General features: G+C 43.4%; 16 protein-coding genes. 6 read left to right on the plus strand and 10 right to left on the minus strand.

Annotated features, from left to right (window positions below; genetic code table 11):
• Positions 1-26 precede the first annotated feature (26 nt).
• Complete coding sequence (locus GLO7428_RS07675) at positions 27-284, plus strand: chlororespiratory reduction protein 7 (RefSeq protein ID WP_015187998.1); 258 nt, start codon at positions 27-29, stop codon at positions 282-284.
• 49 nt (positions 285-333) lie between these two features.
• Here the strand turns inward: GLO7428_RS07675 and GLO7428_RS07680 are convergent, their stop codons facing one another.
• The 3 genes from GLO7428_RS07680 to GLO7428_RS07690 are packed head-to-tail and all read right to left on the minus strand — an operon-like array spanning position 334 to position 2,191.
• Complete coding sequence (locus GLO7428_RS07680; RefSeq protein ID WP_051038408.1) at positions 334-927, minus strand: DUF2854 domain-containing protein; 594 nt, start codon at positions 925-927, stop codon at positions 334-336.
• Positions 928-965: 38 nt separating this feature from the next.
• The gene (locus GLO7428_RS07685; RefSeq protein WP_015188000.1) at positions 966-1,673 is read right to left on the minus strand and encodes a class I SAM-dependent methyltransferase; all 708 of its coding nucleotides are present in this window, start codon (positions 1,671-1,673) and stop codon (positions 966-968) included.
• Positions 1,670-2,191, minus strand: a complete 522-nt coding sequence (locus GLO7428_RS07690; RefSeq protein ID WP_015188001.1) for a GNAT family N-acetyltransferase — start codon at positions 2,189-2,191, stop codon at positions 1,670-1,672. Before GLO7428_RS07690 ends, GLO7428_RS07685 begins: the two co-directional genes overlap by 4 nt.
• A gap of 118 nt (positions 2,192-2,309) precedes the next feature.
• Between GLO7428_RS07690 and GLO7428_RS07695 the strand changes: the two genes are divergently transcribed.
• Positions 2,310-2,495, plus strand: coding sequence for a hypothetical protein (locus GLO7428_RS07695; RefSeq protein WP_015188002.1), 186 nt, complete (start codon positions 2,310-2,312; stop codon positions 2,493-2,495).
• Between the two features lie 114 nt (positions 2,496-2,609).
• Here GLO7428_RS07695 and GLO7428_RS07700 read toward each other — a convergent pair whose 3' ends face one another.
• The 6 genes from GLO7428_RS07700 to GLO7428_RS07725 all read right to left on the minus strand — a co-directional run bounded on the left by GLO7428_RS07700 (position 2,610) and on the right by GLO7428_RS07725 (position 10,167).
• The gene (locus tag GLO7428_RS07700; protein WP_015188003.1) at positions 2,610-3,011 is read right to left on the minus strand and encodes a response regulator transcription factor; all 402 of its coding nucleotides are present in this window, start codon (positions 3,009-3,011) and stop codon (positions 2,610-2,612) included.
• Between the two features lie 435 nt (positions 3,012-3,446).
• Positions 3,447-5,615: a polyphosphate kinase 1 gene (gene ppk1 / locus GLO7428_RS07705; RefSeq protein WP_015188004.1), complete on the minus strand. Its 2,169-nt coding sequence runs from the start codon at positions 5,613-5,615 to the stop codon at positions 3,447-3,449.
• A 441-nt stretch (positions 5,616-6,056) separates the two neighbouring features.
• Entirely contained in the window at positions 6,057-6,263 is a 207-nt protein-coding gene (locus tag GLO7428_RS07710; protein ID WP_015188005.1) for a hypothetical protein, read from the minus strand.
• Positions 6,264-6,462: 199 nt separating this feature from the next.
• Complete coding sequence (locus GLO7428_RS07715) at positions 6,463-7,077, minus strand: superoxide dismutase (RefSeq protein ID WP_015188006.1); 615 nt, start codon at positions 7,075-7,077, stop codon at positions 6,463-6,465.
• 303 nt (positions 7,078-7,380) lie between these two features.
• Positions 7,381-8,961: a bifunctional pantoate--beta-alanine ligase/(d)CMP kinase gene (locus GLO7428_RS07720; protein WP_015188007.1), complete on the minus strand. Its 1,581-nt coding sequence runs from the start codon at positions 8,959-8,961 to the stop codon at positions 7,381-7,383.
• 150 nt (positions 8,962-9,111) lie between these two features.
• Positions 9,112-10,167 carry a septal ring lytic transglycosylase RlpA family protein gene (locus tag GLO7428_RS07725; protein WP_015188008.1) on the minus strand — a complete coding sequence of 352 codons (1,056 nt, stop codon included), beginning with the start codon at positions 10,165-10,167 and terminating at the stop codon, positions 9,112-9,114.
• Between the two features lie 465 nt (positions 10,168-10,632).
• Between GLO7428_RS07725 and purM the strand changes: the two genes are divergently transcribed.
• The 3 genes from purM to GLO7428_RS07740 all read left to right on the plus strand — a co-directional run bounded on the left by purM (position 10,633) and on the right by GLO7428_RS07740 (position 14,349).
• Entirely contained in the window at positions 10,633-11,661 is a 1,029-nt protein-coding gene (gene purM, locus GLO7428_RS07730; RefSeq protein WP_015188009.1) for a phosphoribosylformylglycinamidine cyclo-ligase, read from the plus strand.
• A gap of 262 nt (positions 11,662-11,923) precedes the next feature.
• Entirely contained in the window at positions 11,924-12,778 is an 855-nt protein-coding gene (locus GLO7428_RS07735; RefSeq protein ID WP_015188010.1) for a bifunctional class I SAM-dependent methyltransferase/HIT family protein, read from the plus strand.
• Positions 12,779-12,957: 179 nt separating this feature from the next.
• Positions 12,958-14,349, plus strand: coding sequence for a malic enzyme-like NAD(P)-binding protein (locus tag GLO7428_RS07740; RefSeq protein ID WP_015188011.1), 1,392 nt, complete (start codon positions 12,958-12,960; stop codon positions 14,347-14,349).
• 91 nt (positions 14,350-14,440) lie between these two features.
• Here GLO7428_RS07740 and GLO7428_RS07745 read toward each other — a convergent pair whose 3' ends face one another.
• Entirely contained in the window at positions 14,441-15,265 is an 825-nt protein-coding gene (locus GLO7428_RS07745; RefSeq protein WP_015188012.1) for an NAD(P)-dependent oxidoreductase, read from the minus strand.
• Positions 15,266-15,398: 133 nt separating this feature from the next.
• On the opposite strand from GLO7428_RS07745, the gene GLO7428_RS07750 reads away from it, so the two are divergent.
• Complete coding sequence (locus GLO7428_RS07750; protein ID WP_015188013.1) at positions 15,399-16,286, plus strand: hypothetical protein; 888 nt, start codon at positions 15,399-15,401, stop codon at positions 16,284-16,286.
• Positions 16,287-16,302: the final 16 nt, after the last annotated feature.

Genomic DNA, 16,302 nt, shown 5'->3' on the forward strand with positions numbered 1-16,302 from the left:
CTACCTAAAGTTACACAAACCTAAAAATGCCAGACCCTATGATGTACCAGCAAGACACTTTTGTTGTGCTGGAACCCAACCAACCTGAACAGTTTTTAACGGCAGCCGAACTACTAGAAAAGCTGCAAGTCATTCTCACCCAACGCCAGGAAAATTTACCACGCGAGTTAGAGCGCTTTACTTCAATTCAAGCGCAAGCTCAATATTTAATTGATACGAGTTGTGAATTCGATTTAGGTCCAGGAGAGTATTTACAGTGGTATGCAGTACGTCTAGAAAAGTAGTAGTGATCGCTCCTTACCATCGTGAAAGACATTTAGTGCTGTGTTTGTTTCAACTTGCTTTAACACCTGAATCCTCTGACAATGTTGTACTACTTACTGCTTGAGACTTAATTAAAGCTAACTCAATTTTTTCTGCTTCTGGTTGGGTAATTTCTACGCGGATGTCAGGACCAAAAAAACTTTCCATTTTTTGCTGTTTATCTTGCCAAACTTGCAAAGGAATCAGTGGCGAGTCAAATTCTAAAATTAAAGCATAAGCACCTGCAATTTCAGTTTCGCGTAAACCCGTAATCACTGGTCTTTCTTCATCTGTGGGGCTTAAACCTAAAAACGACAGCGCTGTATCTAAGTGTGCTTCTTGACCGTAACGATAGCGAGTCACATCTTGACGAATTTGATTTTGTGTCGCTGTTGCTTGAGTCTTACGCAGTGTTAGTAACTCTGGTGTTGTCGGTTGGCTGAATGGCACTGGTACGAGTTCCGCAGCTTTCAGCGCTAATCCTCCGAGTAATAAAGGAATTCCGTAGAAAAATCCCACTAAATTTAGCGTCGGGTTGCCATTGAAATAGGCAGTAAATCCCACAATGGTTAATATTCCACCGAGAACTAACCCTAGTGTTCCTAAAGATGTTTGACGTAACATGACTTTGCAGGTAATGGCAATAACTCTAAGCTTTATTATCAACTGCTTTTGATGCATAGATACTCAGCATAGGTTGGTGTATTGTAACTTGCTTCTACAATCTCAAACCCTGCTTTGGTCAACATCCCTTCGATAATCCACGTATACGTGCTATATTCCTCGCGCACGTGCATCTCAAAATCTTTGGCTGTCCAACCTGTGCCTTCAGGTTTGGCAACTCGTCTAATCCATTCATTAATCGATGCTTCATAGTCGGCAGGTGGAAATGAGAAAATGGCATCTCGCAAGTAGAAGACACCTTTCGGCTTAAGCAAGGCAGCAATTCTGAGTAAAGCCGCCATTTTCCAGAAATCAGGCAAGATGTGAAGGGCATTTTTTGTGACAACAAAATCAACTTGCTGATCTTGATGTTGGTAAGTCAAAAATCCTGCTTGATGAAATTTGATATTTGTCACGCCGGTTTTTTGCGCTTTATTTTGAGCATAGCTGAGCATCGATTGTGAAATATCAACAGCATAGACATAAGCCCCTGTCAGCGCAGCTTGAATCGCAAAATTACCTGTACCTGCTCCTAGATCGATGACAGAATGGTTGGTACTAATTTCTAACCGAGTAACCAAAGCTTGCTCTTTTTCTGGCGTACTGGATGTTTGATTGCGATCGTAAACTTCAACTTGGGCTGCATCATGGAAGGCAACGCCAGCCATTTTAAACTCATCAAAATACCACGCAGGAAAAGACGTCATCGTTTTGCACAGTAGTAGAGAACATCGAGATTAAAAATATGAATTTGCTTTTCGTACTGTAAGCCAGCTTTTTCGATGACTCTTCTTGAGGCAAAATTATCGGGCAATGCCATCGCAATCAGTTTATCGAGGTTAGCCACATTGAAACCGTAAGAAACGGCTGCTTTTGCTGCTTGTGTTGCAATTCCTCGCCCCCAATACTCTTTAGCGAGTCCGTAAAGAACTTCAACCTCGTCGATCTCATCTAAATAGCGTAAACCACAATAGCCAACCATTCGAGCGGAATCGTTTTCGATAATTGCCCAAACTCCGTAGCCGCGTTGTTGCCAGTGATTAATAAAAGATTTCAGCGATTTTTCGGCATTTTCTCTGGGAATTGGGACTCCTCGGCTAGGAAGAAAGCGCGTGACTTCAGGATCAGCCCAAATTGCGGCTAGCGCATCCAAGTCAGCAGGTTGCAGCGATCGCATTGTGAAATCATCAAGCTGTAATGTATGCTTGGCAGGGTTAGTCATCATGACATCACTTGCAAAAGATTAACTATGCTTTTTTTACGATAGATATGATTTGTAGGATAGGCTTGGATGCGATCGCTTTGACTACAATAGGGGCAGAGTCAAGAATTACTATAGCAACATGAACCCAGAAACCTTACGCGAACGAGTCGCTAAAGTTGTGAGTAAACGTGAAACGCTTTTGCGATTGTTAGAACAACCTAACTTAGGGATTTTAAGAACAGATGTTAACCAGGCGTTGGAAGAAATGGACGACCTAATCGATGAGTTTCGTCGGACTTTTCCCAACGAAGCGCAGTCTTTTTAAGTTAAAAAATTAACTTTTCAATACCAAAAAGCGCCAAAATAGAACTGACTACTAGGTTCATTGGCGCTTGGTCAAGTCGCTTGTGTTGCCCTTAGCTGCTAGATAGATTTTCTGCTATTTAATATTACGATTGCCGATCTCGCGTACCAAAGCAATTAATTCGGGAGTAGATGTATCTTTTCGGCAAAAAGCATCCATATTGTTAAGTTGGTTGCTCTCGCGTAGTTTTGGTTCCTCTAAGGAGGAGTAAGCAATAATTTGAGTACCTGGAGCAATATCTTTAATTTGGTTAGAAGCACTCAAGCCATCCATGACTGGCATTTGCAAGTCAAGAATGATCACGTCAGGATGATGGCGTTGTACCATTTCCACCGCCTCTAAGCCATTGCTTGCTAAACCAACTAACTCAATATTTTCTTGATTCGCTAATGCTAACTTGAGGCTAAAGCGGGTTAGCTCGTGGTCATCAGCTACTAAAACGCGTAGGGTACTAGACTGGCAAGACAAGGGTAACATCCAATAATAATGAGTAGCGATTTGTTAAATGTTTAGTTTAGTTTATGACATAGTTAACGCTATTTCACTCTATCTGCTGGGTGAATCGGATTGCAGCAGTGATTACAAATATTGCAGCTATTAATTAGTAAAAGTTATTGAGGTAAAGTTTGGTAAAGAAAGATCTAATATTAAGTCCGGTTGATGAGTGATGATAAAAATGGTGGCTAGTGACCAGTAATTGCCACAAAGATAAGGTTATTTAACCGAAGATGATATAAGACTACAGAAGTTTCAGACTTGATGAAAAACTCGCCCCCCAACCCCCCAAGTTTGGGGAACATTAAAAAGCTTAATTTTTACTAGGATTGAGGAGCGATCGCTCTGAGTGGGGTTTATCCTGTTGTTGCAACTGGCGTGGACGGAAGAGGGCTAGTCAATGTTTGTACAAGCGTTCTATTCTTTTGTTATTCCTGCATCAAGTGCCAGTTGCATTAAGATATTTTGCGAGCTTGCTTCTGGGCTATCTTCTGTTGGTTTTCTTTGAATGTAGCTGCCATCTGGTTGCAAATCCCAAGCTTGACGGTTATCTGCCAGCAAAATTCCTAAGATTTCCTGAAGATCTTTCGCAATTTTTGGATCAGCCACTGGGGTAATTGCTTCAACGCGGCGATCTAGGTTGCGCGGCATCCAGTCAGCACTGCCAATAAAAATTTCTTCTTGACCATTGTTGTCAAAGTAAAAGATGCGCGAGTGTTCTAAAAAGCGTCCCACAATACTGATTACGCGGATATTTTCACTAATATCTTTGAGTCCAGGGCACAAGCAGCATATACCACGGATGATTAAATCGATTTGCACTCCTGCTTGTGATGCTTCATAAAGCGTGGCAATAATTTGCGGGTCTACTAGCGAATTCATCTTAGCGACGATGCGACCAGTTGCGCCGTTGTGGCAATGTTCGATTTCACGACGAATCAAAGCAAGAAAGCGATCGCGCATATTTACGGGTGCAACTAGCAGTTGACGATAAGACTTTTGGCGCGAGTATCCTGTCAAGTAGTTAAATAAGTCGGTTAAGTCTGCGCCTAGTTCTTCACGACAGCTAAACAGTCCCAAATCAGTGTAGAGGCGTGCAGTTTTAGGGTTATAGTTACCTGTGCCAATGTGAACATAGCGATGGATGCGATCGCCCTCGCGACGTACAACCATGACGATCTTTGAGTGCGTTTTTAAGCCTGTGACACCGTAAACAACATGAACCCCTACACGTTCCAAGCGCCGCGCCCAATAAATATTATTTTCCTCATCGAAACGCGCTTTGAGTTCGACTAAAACCGCGACTTGCTTGCCGTTTTCGGCGGCTGCGATGAGTGCATTAACAATTGGTGAATCTCCAGAGGTGCGATAAAGTGTCATTTTAATCGCTAACACATCTGGATCGTAGGCAGCTTGCGTAATAAACCTCACCACAGTAGAAGAAAAAGATTCATACGGATGGTGGACTAATAAATCTCCTTCCTTAATTACCGAAAAAAAATCTTTACCTTCCTCAGATTCCTGAAGGTCTGGATTAAGTTTAGGAACACTGATTCCTTGTACGCGGGGCGGAATAACTGATTTCCAAGGTGGGTCTTTGAGTTCAGGTAAGGGTAATGCCATAAACGACATGAGATCGCCTAAACCTAGTAACCCTTGAATTTCATAAACATCCGTTTCTTCTAAATCTAACTCTTGTAGTAGCTTTAACCTAACGGGTTCTGGAATATGCGATTCAATTTCTAGCCTGACGGTCGAACCACCAACACGCCGCTTACGCAATTCTTGTTCGATTGCTTGCAGCAAGTCATCCGCTTCATCTTCTTCAAGTTCCAAATCAGAATCGCGCGTGATGCGAAATAGGTAATACTCCTGAATATTCATTCCAGGAAACAACGACTCTAGATTATGTGCTAGTACCTGTTCTAAAAGAACTCCAGTCCAATGCACAGGCTGTTCTTGTGCCTGTACTCCTAATTCTGGGGGTAGTGCTAAAAAGCGGGGTAATGCCTTAGGAACTTTAACTCTGGCAAAGAACTCAGCTTCGGTATCTGGATTTTTAACAACAACTGCGAGGTTAAGGCTGAGATTGGAAATATAAGGAAATGGATGGCTAGGATCAATCGCTAGCGGGGTAAGAACAGGAAAAATTTGTTCCTCGAAGTAGTCTTGTAAGTAATTCCGCTGTTCTTGATTTAAATCAATATAATCGAGAATGTGAATTCCTGCTTGCGCCAGTGCGGGGCGAATGACTTGCTCAAAGTGCTGGTGTTGTTGAGTTACTAAGGGGCGTAGTCGTTGACTAATTGCGTCGAGTTGTTCTTGCGGTGTTCGACCATCAGGAGTTAACTGCGTCACTTTCGCGGCAACTTGCTCTTTTAAAGCGGCGATGCGTACCATGAAAAATTCATCTAAGTTGGAACTAAAAATCGCCAAAAATTTGAGTCGCTCTAACAACGGCGTACGCGGATCGCAGGCTTCATGTAGTACTCGATGATTGAACTCCAACCAGCTTAGCTCGCGATTAAAGTAGTATTGGGGATCTTTAAGATTAATTTCAGTCGCGGTTTTTTTTGTTCTGGGCATATAGGTTAAGTGACTGCCAGGAAAACTTTAACTAGGGAATTAATACTATTTTGGATGTTAAATTTTATATTTTGATTAAGTCCGTAAGTATAATTAAAAATCTTACGCTCCGAGGTTGCTGACTTAGAAATACAAAAGTAGTTAGGACACTTTATACCATTTCACTAAATAAGAATTACAGTTAATTTCTTCCTCTGCCCCCTCTGCACCTCTGCTTCCTCTGCACACCTGCTTCCTCTGCTACCCATTTGTAGCAAATTTAAAGTGAAATGGTATTACCCATTATGGAAGGCAAAGCAATGCTCTTTAAGGATGAGCGTTAATGTGTAGCTTAGACTAATTGATTTGGAATAGAAAATTAGAGTTCTCAGCCAAACGTCATTATCTGTTGGACTATGGCATTGCGACTGCCGACATTTCGTTCATAGTTTTTGTATTGCACTAAAATACTTCATTCTCTATTCCCTGCCACCATTCTCCTAAATTCATTAAATCTTGGTGGATGTCTGTCAATTCTTGCGCATATTCTTCCGGCGAGGTTGTGGCGCGACGTTCTTGAAGTTTCTTTAAGCGTAGCTGTACTAACAGCCAAGGTTTGGAAATACTATCTGTCGCTTCCAAGTATTGCGCTAAGTCTTTACTATCCATCAACTAGCACCAGTGAGGGTTAGTCTCATCGTATTGCGGATTTAGAATTTTGGGGCAGTTCCTCAGAAATTTAACTCTAATCTCTACGGGCAAGGCAGTGGCTTGCCCCTCTGATCCCTGACGCAACGGCAAAAAAAACAGCCACGACGCAATCGTGACTGCTTTGAATCAAACTAATTACGCTAATGACATCGATGAACTAGCGAGTTGACATCTCAAAGCGCTTGTTGATTTCATCCCAATTAACGACGTTCCACCATTGCTTGAGATACTCAGCACGGCGGTTTTGGTACTTGAGGTAGTAAGCGTGTTCCCAAACATCATTTCCCATGATCGGGAAGTAACCTTGAGTAATAGGACTATCTTGGTTGGGAGTACTCATGACTTCTAGCTTGCCATCAGGGCTACGGACAAGCCATACCCAACCGCTACCAAATTGCTTGGTTCCCGCATCATTGAAGCGTTGTTTAAAGGTTTCAAAATCACCAAAGGTGTCTTGAATGGCTTCGCCAACTGCGCCAGTCGGTTCGCCTCCCGAATTTGGTCCCATGATTTCCCAGAACATCGTGTGATTGACGTGTCCGCCACCGTTATTGCGTACTGCTGTACGTACATCGTCTGGGATGCTATCAAGTTCGCGAACTAAATCTTCGAGACTTTTGCTTTGCAGTTGTGCGTGCTTTTCTACTGCGGCGTTGAGGTTATTGACGTACGCCTGATGGTGCATATCATGGTGCAACTGCATCGTTTGAGCGTCAATGTACGGCTCTAAGGCGTCGTAATTATAAGGTAAGGCTGAAAGTTCAAATGCCATTGTGTGAAATCCTCACATAAGTGCTTGCCAACAAAGTATCTATTGTAGAAGTTCGGGCACCTATACGTAGTATTCTTTAGTCTGAACTTGAAAAATAACGTGAAATAAAAATTAATGTTTGAATAAGTTAATAAAAGATTAAATTATGCTGAATTTTGCTCATATTCAGTGTTTTCTAGAAACTCGCTGGTGATAGAAATTGAGTTAGTTTGTTGAATAAAAAAAGAAGCGATCGCTTACACTTTGACTAAATTAAGTAAATAATTTTGAACAAAGCATAAGGGATCAACCACTTAATTGAACTTACTGACGTGACAATCGTTGATGGTAGTAGTGGATAATTTCGGCGGTCACTGCTGCAACATCTTTACCATCGGTTTGTACTTCAATCGCATCGATCGCTTTTTGTAGCGGCGCAATCTTACGAGTACTGTCTTTGCGATCGCGTTCGGCGATATCTTGCTCTAGTTGTGCCAAACTGATGTGTGGTTGACCTTGTTCCTCAAAGTCTTGTTGTCGGCGTCTCGCACGTTCTTGTACCGAAGCCGTGAGAAAAATTTTGAGATCTGCATCAGGGAAAACTTGCGTACCAATGTCACGCCCTTCTGCGACCAAACCGCCTTTTTGACCAAAACTTTGTTGTTTTTGGACTAACGCTTTGCGTACCGCCGGTTGAGCCGCGATCGCGGATACTTGGGATGTCACTTCGATGCTGCGGATTGCTTGCGTGACTTCTTGGTCGTTAATCCAAACGCGCTGTGGGGATTCGGGATCGACTTCAGGAACTAGCTGAATTTCGCTTTGACTTGCTAATTCGGCGATCGCACACTGATCTTCAAAAGAAATCCCTAACTGCAATACTAACCAAGTTAACGCGCGGTACATTGCGCCGCTATCGAGATACAATAATCCCAAATTTGCCGCTACTTGACGCGCGACGGTGGATTTACCTGCACCGGCTGGACCATCTATCGCGATGATGGGTTGGCGATTTTGCAAAATAACATTATCAATTAACCGCGCTGTACCAACTCGCGCTGCGATCGCTAGCATTCCTGATTCCTCTACTTTCTCCAACGGCATCAATGTTATTGGATGCACTAATTCAACATATTCCAGGGTAACAGCACTCGCAGCGGTGATTTCTTTTTTTACAGTTTCAATTAATGCTTCGCTCAAATGCTCTCCCGCAGCAAAAACTTGTTGAGCTTGCTGTAATGCGCGATACAAAACTGCGGCTTCTTGTCTTTGTTCGAGTGTCAAATATTGGTTGCGCGAACTCATCGCGAGTCCAGACGCTTCACGGACAATCGGACAACCGATAATTTCAACGGGAATATTTAAATCTTTGACTAACCAGCGAATAATTGCGAGTTGCTGACCGTCTTTTTGTCCAAAGTAGGCGCGATCGGGCTGTACGACGTTCAGTAGCTTAGTAACAATTGTGGCGACACCTTGAAAGTGACCAGGACGCGATCGCCCGCACAGAACCGAAGTCATTTCTGCGGGGGGTACAACTTGAGTCAGCAGTGTGGAAGCAATTCCCATCTCTTTGGAAGTAGGAGCAAATAGTACATCTACTCCTACTTGTTCGCACAACTGGCGATCGCGCTCAAGCGTGCGCGGATAACTTTGATAATCTTCATTGGGTCCAAACTGTAATGGGTTAACAAAAATGCTGACAATGACTGTCTCATTTTCTTGTCTTGCGCGGTCAATAAGGCTGAGATGACCTGCGTGCAAGGCTCCCATTGTTGGTACCAAACCAACTGATTGGTATAAAGAATCGCTACCGCTTAGTTTTTCTGGCGTCAACCGGTTATCTTCTAGGCGGCAAATATCCAAGTAACAACGCAACGCCGCAATTGTTGTAAACAGGCGCACCAAAAACTCCCATTTGTTTCTTTCACCCACTCGCTAGTTTATCGCTAATTCTCTGGGTGAGAAGAGGGGAGACCAAAGGTCGGAGGCTGGAAGTCAGCGTATCTCGTCAGCTTTGTCTGACTCCCGATCCCTGACCTCTGACCCCTGCTATTACCTACCAAGTATTTCTAGCTGTACGGGTGCAGTCCCAGAGTTAAGGACTCCTAAAACCCGCGCTGCGCCTGCTGATAGGTCAATAATTCTCCCTCCGGTAAATGGACCGCGATCGTTGATTCGGACAATGACAGAGCGACCGTTTCTTCTATTGGTTACACGCACTTTTGTTCCGAAAGGCAAACTACGATGCGCGGCTGTCATAGCGTTTTGGTTAAACCTTTCGCCGCTTGCACTACGATTACCATGAAAGCCAGGACCATACCAAGACGCTATCCCACTCAGAATTGCGCCTACATTTTGCTTTGTTTGCTTGGGCGCGCTTGTTTGCGGTGCAACAGCAACGGGCTTGGGTGCAGGTTTCCCAGTCACTTCTTGCAAGGGAGGTGCGTTACCAAGTAATCTTCGCAAGCGATTTGTTGCTTGTAAAGCGTCTTCGCCTAAATCTTGGGTTTGATCGGGAAGCCGAGTCAGCGAGTTGATTTCAACAAGTTCTTCGTTGTTGAGATGAATCGCATAGCGATCGCCTTCAACTTGTGCAGTGTTTTTTGTCGTTGCGCCCGCTTGTTCCTCAGCTTTCCATTTTGCTGTGATTTTGCTAGCGTCTACGCCGTTCAAGTGTAATTGATTAATTTTTGCGGCGACTTTTGTGGCGCGTCGCACTGCACTATTAGCTTCTGCTTCTTTAGTTAAATTTTCTTGGGTGATATTTGTTGCGACTTTAGTCGGTGCGTTTGTTTTAGGACTATTCGCTGTTTCGTTATCGAGAAAGGTCAAAACGGGAATATTTTTGACGTAGAGTGTTGCTGCTTGACGCCCTGCTAGTTGATGCGGCTGAATCCGAGCAACTACCGAGTCTGATTGTCTTGTTGGGGACTGATACTCACCCACTTTCACAGCATTGGTTGTCTTTGGTGTGATTGTTGGAGTTACCGATTGGTTGACTGCTGACGGTTCAGTCGCAGGTGTTGATTCTGCGTGGCTAGATAGCGGTATGCCTACAGCAGTGGTTAGCAAGGCAACAGTAGTCGTCCACAAAAGTTTTTTATTCATGCGCTCGTTGTAAATTGCACTTTCAATCTGAGATCTGGATTTGGTCAAAAGTTAATTTTGAATCCAATAACTCAAACTCGTTATGTTTTCACTTCGTGTCTCACAACTGCAACAGACTACCATGAACTTTTTGGATTGGGGATCAGTGATGCAACAGAAAATCTGAATTTTGAACAAAACTGAGAAACGTGTTGCACAACACAAACCCTGTCTCTCACTACGTTTGCTTGATTGATATCCAACCAGTTTTTGTAACAAAACTTAACATTAATTTACATTTAAAAGCGTCTAACATATAAGAAACTGTAATAAAAATCATGCATTATTTGATATAATCATAAAATTTAGTAATTTAAAGTTTTAAATATATTCTCACGCCACTCACCGAAAAGGACTTTGCGCCCTACACCGCTCTGAAGAGTAAAATACATCCGACAGCGATCGCAAAATTGTAGGTATCTTGGCATGGATTATCGCGAAGCAGGTGTGGATGTCGAGGCGGGTAGAGCCTTTGTTGAGCAAATCCGCAGTCTTGTGCAAAGCACCTATCGTCCAGAAGTTATGGGGGGATTTGGCGGGTTTAGTGGCGGTTTTGCCTTGCCAGGAGGATATAAAGAACCTGTTTTAGTTTCTGGTACTGACGGTGTAGGAACAAAGCTGAAGTTAGCTTTTACACTCAACAATCACCGCACTGTAGGCATTGATTTAGTCGCAATGTGCGTCAATGATGTTTTGACTGTAGGCGCAGAACCGTTGTTTTTTCTCGACTACGTAGCTACAGGAAAGTTAAATCAAGAACAATTAACGCAAGTCGTCGCCGGAATTAGCCGTGGATGTCAAATTGCAGGTTGTGCATTGCTAGGAGGAGAAACCGCAGAAATGCCAGGTTTCTATCAAGCGGGTGAGTACGATTTAGCAGGATTCTGCGTCGGGATCGTGGAGAAAAGCCAAATGCTCAACGGTTCTCAAGTGCAAGTGGGTGATGTTGCGATTGGTTTAGCTAGCGATGGCGTTCATAGTAATGGCTTTAGTTTGGTGCGTAAAATTATCGATACGTGCGAGTATTCTTGGAGCGATCGCCCGCAAATTTTTGCAGGTAAAACTTTAGGCGAAGTTTTCTTGACACCTACGCGAATTTACGTAAAGCCTGTACTCGCAGCCCTGAAAGCTGGATTAGACATTCACGGAATGGCGCATATTACTGGTGGTGGTTTACCAGAAAATCTCCCGCGCTGCTTGGGTGAAAATCAATCAATTCAAATCGATTTAGATGGCTGGGTTATTCCACCAGTATTTGAATGGCTAGCCGCAGCAGGCTCAGTAGCTCCCACCGCTATGTTTAATACTTTTAATATGGGTATTGGATTTGTTGTGCTAGTACCACCTAATCAAGTTGAGCAAGCGATCGCCTGGTTTAACTCGCACGATATTGCTGCGTATGCGATCGGTGAAGTTATTTCTGGTACGGGTACGCTAGAAGGATTGTCGGTGTAAGAATCTCATTTATTAGCTTGTACGTATTCTAGTAGTCGGTAGTTTCGCGGTTGGTTTCGGTCGTTTCAGGAAATTAATATTAACCTATCGTGAATTCGACAATAAGCCTAGCGACTTTAGTCGCGGCTTCACAAACAATGTCCAGACGGTGCGTGGACTAATAAAAAACTTATCATCTGTAGAAACCTATGAAGATAGGTTTCGTTTGTGTAGCTGCGGTTTCAACCGCTAAGCAGCGAGGAGAGTCAAACAATAAAATTCGATGCGGCAACAAAAAAATAAATATAGCCATCTTACAGCCATAGAAAGAACCTATTTATCGTTTCCTGCCAAGTTTTTATTAAACAATAATCTGCTCAAGGGTAAAATCTTAGATTTTGGTTGCGGTTTTGGTAATGATGTTAAGCTATTGCGACAAAAAGGCTTTGATATTACAGGCTATGACTCTTATTATTTCCCAAACTATCCTCAAGAAAAATTTGATACAATCCTCTGCTTTTACGTACTCAATGTTTTGTTTCCTGAAGAACAAGCAAATATTCTGATGGAAGTTTCGCACTTATTAAAACCAGGCGGGAAAGCTTATTATGCTGTTAGAAGAGATTTAAAAAAAGAAGGTTTTCGCGAACACTATGTTCATAAAAAGCAAACCTATCAATGTATTGTTAAACTTCCTTTCAAATCAATTAATTTAGATGAGTCTTGCGAAATATACGAATACTGTCATTACAATCTTCAAAGAACAAGAAATCATAATTGCTTATTTTGCAATCCACATAAATGCTTAAAATTTATCACTGAATCTGCAACTGCTTATGCTATATTCGACGGCTATCCTGCAAATAAAGGTCATGCGTTAGTTATTCCCAAACGTCATGTGAGTAACTATTTTCAGCTACCATTTAAAGAACAAGCTGCTTGCTGGCTGATGGTAAATAAAGTCCAAGAAATTCTTAACAAAGAATTTGCGCCTGACGGTTTTAACGTAGGAATCAATGTCAATCGAGACGCAGGACAAAATATGATGCATACCAGTATTCATATCATTCCTCGCTACAAAGGCGATGCTGTCAGCAGCAAAGGTGGAATGCGGAACGTCATTCCTCAGAAGGGATAATTACTAGAGTTAGGACACTATAGATGCTCATAGACTGTCAACTATCAACTGTCAACTGTCAACCCAGTCATTTTTCAGAAAGTTGAATTAAATCATACTATTTAGATCGCCAAGATATGGCAATTTGAGGTGAACTGGACTATGCCAGTTGATTTACAGGAAAATCGCGTACAGAACACATGATAAACCTAACTCCAAATTCGAGCTTTAGTTTGACGCTGCGGTTGCAGATTCCAAATCGCGTAGGTATGCTGGCGAGTGTGACACACGCGATCGCCAATAGTGGTGGTAATCTCGGTCAAATCGATTTAATCGAACAAACACGCCATATTTCCATCCGCGATATCACCGTTGATGCAGCGAGTACCGAACACGCCGAAACAATCGCCCAAGCGGTGAAAGCCTTACCTGATATCAAGGTGATGGATGTTTACGATCGCACATTCAATTTGCATCGTGGCGGGAAAATCAGCATTACGAGTAAAATTGCTTTAAAAAGTGTGTCCGATTTAGCAATGGCGTATACGCCAGGAGTAGGTCGTATTTGTACGGCGATCGCGCAAGACCCCGAACAAGTTTATCACTTAACAATTAAACAAAATACTGTAGCGATTGTTACAGACGGCAGCGCAGTATTAGGCTTAGGTAATCTAGGTCCCGCTGCGGCTTTACCTGTTATGGAAGGTAAAGCAATGCTATTTAAAGAATTTGCGGGACTTGACGCGTTTCCCATCTGCTTGACAAGTCAAGACACCGACACGATTGTCGAAACTGTCAAACAAATTGCGCCAGTCTTTGGAGGAGTCAATTTAGAAGATATTGCCGCACCGCGTTGCTTTGAAATTGAAACTCGACTGCGCCAAGAATTAGATATTCCGATATTTCATGACGATCAGCACGGAACCGCAATTGTGACTTTGGCGGCGTTGATTAATTCGCTTAAGTTAGTAGATAAATCAATGAATGAAATCCGTATTGTAATCAATGGTGCGGGTGCGGCGGGAGTAGCGATCGCGCGTTTACTGCGTAAAGCTGGAGCAGAAACAATCTTGATGTGCGATTCTAAAGGCATTCTGTCGCTACAACGCGCCGACATGACTGAACAAAAGCGCGAATTTGCGGTAGAACAAAACGGTTCCTTAGCAGATGCGCTTAAGGATGCAGATGTTTTTATTGGTGTCAGCGCCCCTGGTGTTGTCACACCAGAAATGGTGCGTTCGATGGCGCACGATCCGATTGTGTTTGCAATGGCAAATCCGATTCCTGAAATTCAACCAGAATTGGTAACAAACGATGTTGCTGTCATGGCAACAGGGCGCAGTGACTATCCAAATCAAATTAATAATGTTTTAGCTTTTCCTGGTGTGTTTCGTGGTGCTTTGGATTGTCGAGCCGCAACAATTACAACCACAATGTATTTAGAAGCTGCACACGCGATCGCTGAACTTGTATCACCAGCCGAACTTCACCGCGAACACATTATTCCTTCAGTATTCGATCGACGAGTCGCTACCGCAGTCGCTAACGCAGTACAACGCGCCGCGCGTCAAGAAGGTATTGCGCGAGACTAAAGTTAACGTCAGTTGTATAAAAAGAAACTGGGCGATCTTGATTGAGATTGCCCAAAAGAACAAAGTGCGTTATCAAGCTAGTGTTAGTGTCTTACAGTCGCCACTTGTAACGCGGCATCCAATTTAGAACTTCTTTGGCGCGATCGCTATTGATCAGCGCTTTGTAAGGTTGTTGGTCGTATTCCTGTCCACCGCGCCACTCAACATCAGGATGAAGCGATTGAGCCATTTCACGACTGGTTCGAGAAGCTGAAGAAATGTCGTCCGCGCACAATAACAAAGTAACGTGACCAGAAAAAGGACAGGATAATGCGCACTTTGCCGCTTCTGCTGCATCACGCACATCAAGAAATGCGCCATATTCCCAAAACGGATTCCACTCGAAATCAGGATTGGCGTTCCGGTTGGAAATAATGAAATCATAAGTTGCTGCGTCAAAAACGCCAGGCGGTCTGAGACAAATAGTTGGAATGCCAGTGCCGTCTGTCCAGAACCGACACATTTCTTCACCAAGTCGTTTAGAGATCGCGTAAGGAGTTGCTGGGTAACAGGGATGAGCGTCATCGAGTGGTAAATAATCAGGCTTCCTTTCGCCCTTGAATACGCCCAGCGCATCAACGCTGCTGAAAAACACCACGCGTTTAACTTGTGCTTCTGCTGCTGCCGTGAGAACGTGCCATGTGCCGAGAAGATTGACAGCCATGATGTCATTTGCCGTATCTTCTGCAAAACCAAGCGATGCAGCTAAATGAATAACGGCGTCGCATCCTTGAATAACAGTTTGAAGTTGATCCGGTTTAAGAATGTCCTGACCATTTACAATATCAAACCCGACTACTTCATTTCCATCATCCTGCAAAACTTCCACGACGACAGTTCCAATCATTCCCTCACTGCCCGTAACCAATACTTTCATACTTATTTTGTATTAATTAATACTATGCTTCTCACTCTATGGATAGACTTCAGTTTCTCTTTATTTGAAACCATTCTCTTTCTAGTAAATTGAAACAAGTACAGAGAATAGTATTTCATCAGCTAATACTTTTATGGGCTTTAGTTTCTTTGACTTATTTTGGGTTTTTCTATTTCTCTCGTCGCTGCAACCTGTATGGCAACGCCGTCAGATGGAAGCGCGCCGAATTCGGGCATTACAAGAATTTGAGCGCGGGCGTAATAGTAGAGTTATTTTACTGATTCACCGGCAGGAGTCTTTAAGTCTACTTGGAATCCCGATCTCGCGCTATATCAGTATTGAAGACTCTGAACAAGTTCTCCGCGCAATTCGCCTAACGCCGCCGAATGTACCTATTGATTTGATTTTACATACGCCAGGGGGATTAGTATTGGCAACTGAGCAAATCGCCAGAGCGTTGATTCGCCATCCTGCTAAAGTTACGGTGTTCATTCCCCACTACGCAATGAGTGGTGGTACGATGCTTGCACTAGCATCCGATGAAATTGTCATGGATGCCAACGCGGTTTTGGGACCTGTCGATCCGCAACTCGGTAACTTTCCCGCTGCTAGCATTCTGAAAGTCGTGGAAGATAAACCAATTGGTGAGGTTGAAGATCAGACCTTGATTATGGCTGATCTGTCGCGTAAAGCGATCGCCCAAGTACAGCGCTTTGTGCGTACTTTGTTAAAAGATGATGTTCCCAAGCAAAAAATTGACCCCGAAAACATTGAAAAAATCGTTGATGCCTTAACGACAGGGCGCGTTACCCACGACTATCCTGTGACTGTAGAAGAAGCAACAGAAATGGGGCTACCCATTACTGTAGGGCTGCCCCGATCAATTTACAACTTAATGGAGTTGTATCCACAACCACAGGGCGGACGTCCTAGCGTGCAGTACATACCCATGCCCTATGGCGATCGCCGTCCCAGATTACCCAGTCCTCAAGGAAGACCATTACCCGATCCAGCAGAATAAGTGCCAACAAGTTGAT

The organism is Gloeocapsa sp. PCC 7428, assembly GCF_000317555.1.
Lineage (GTDB): Bacteria > Cyanobacteriota > Cyanobacteriia > Cyanobacteriales > Chroococcidiopsidaceae > Chroogloeocystis.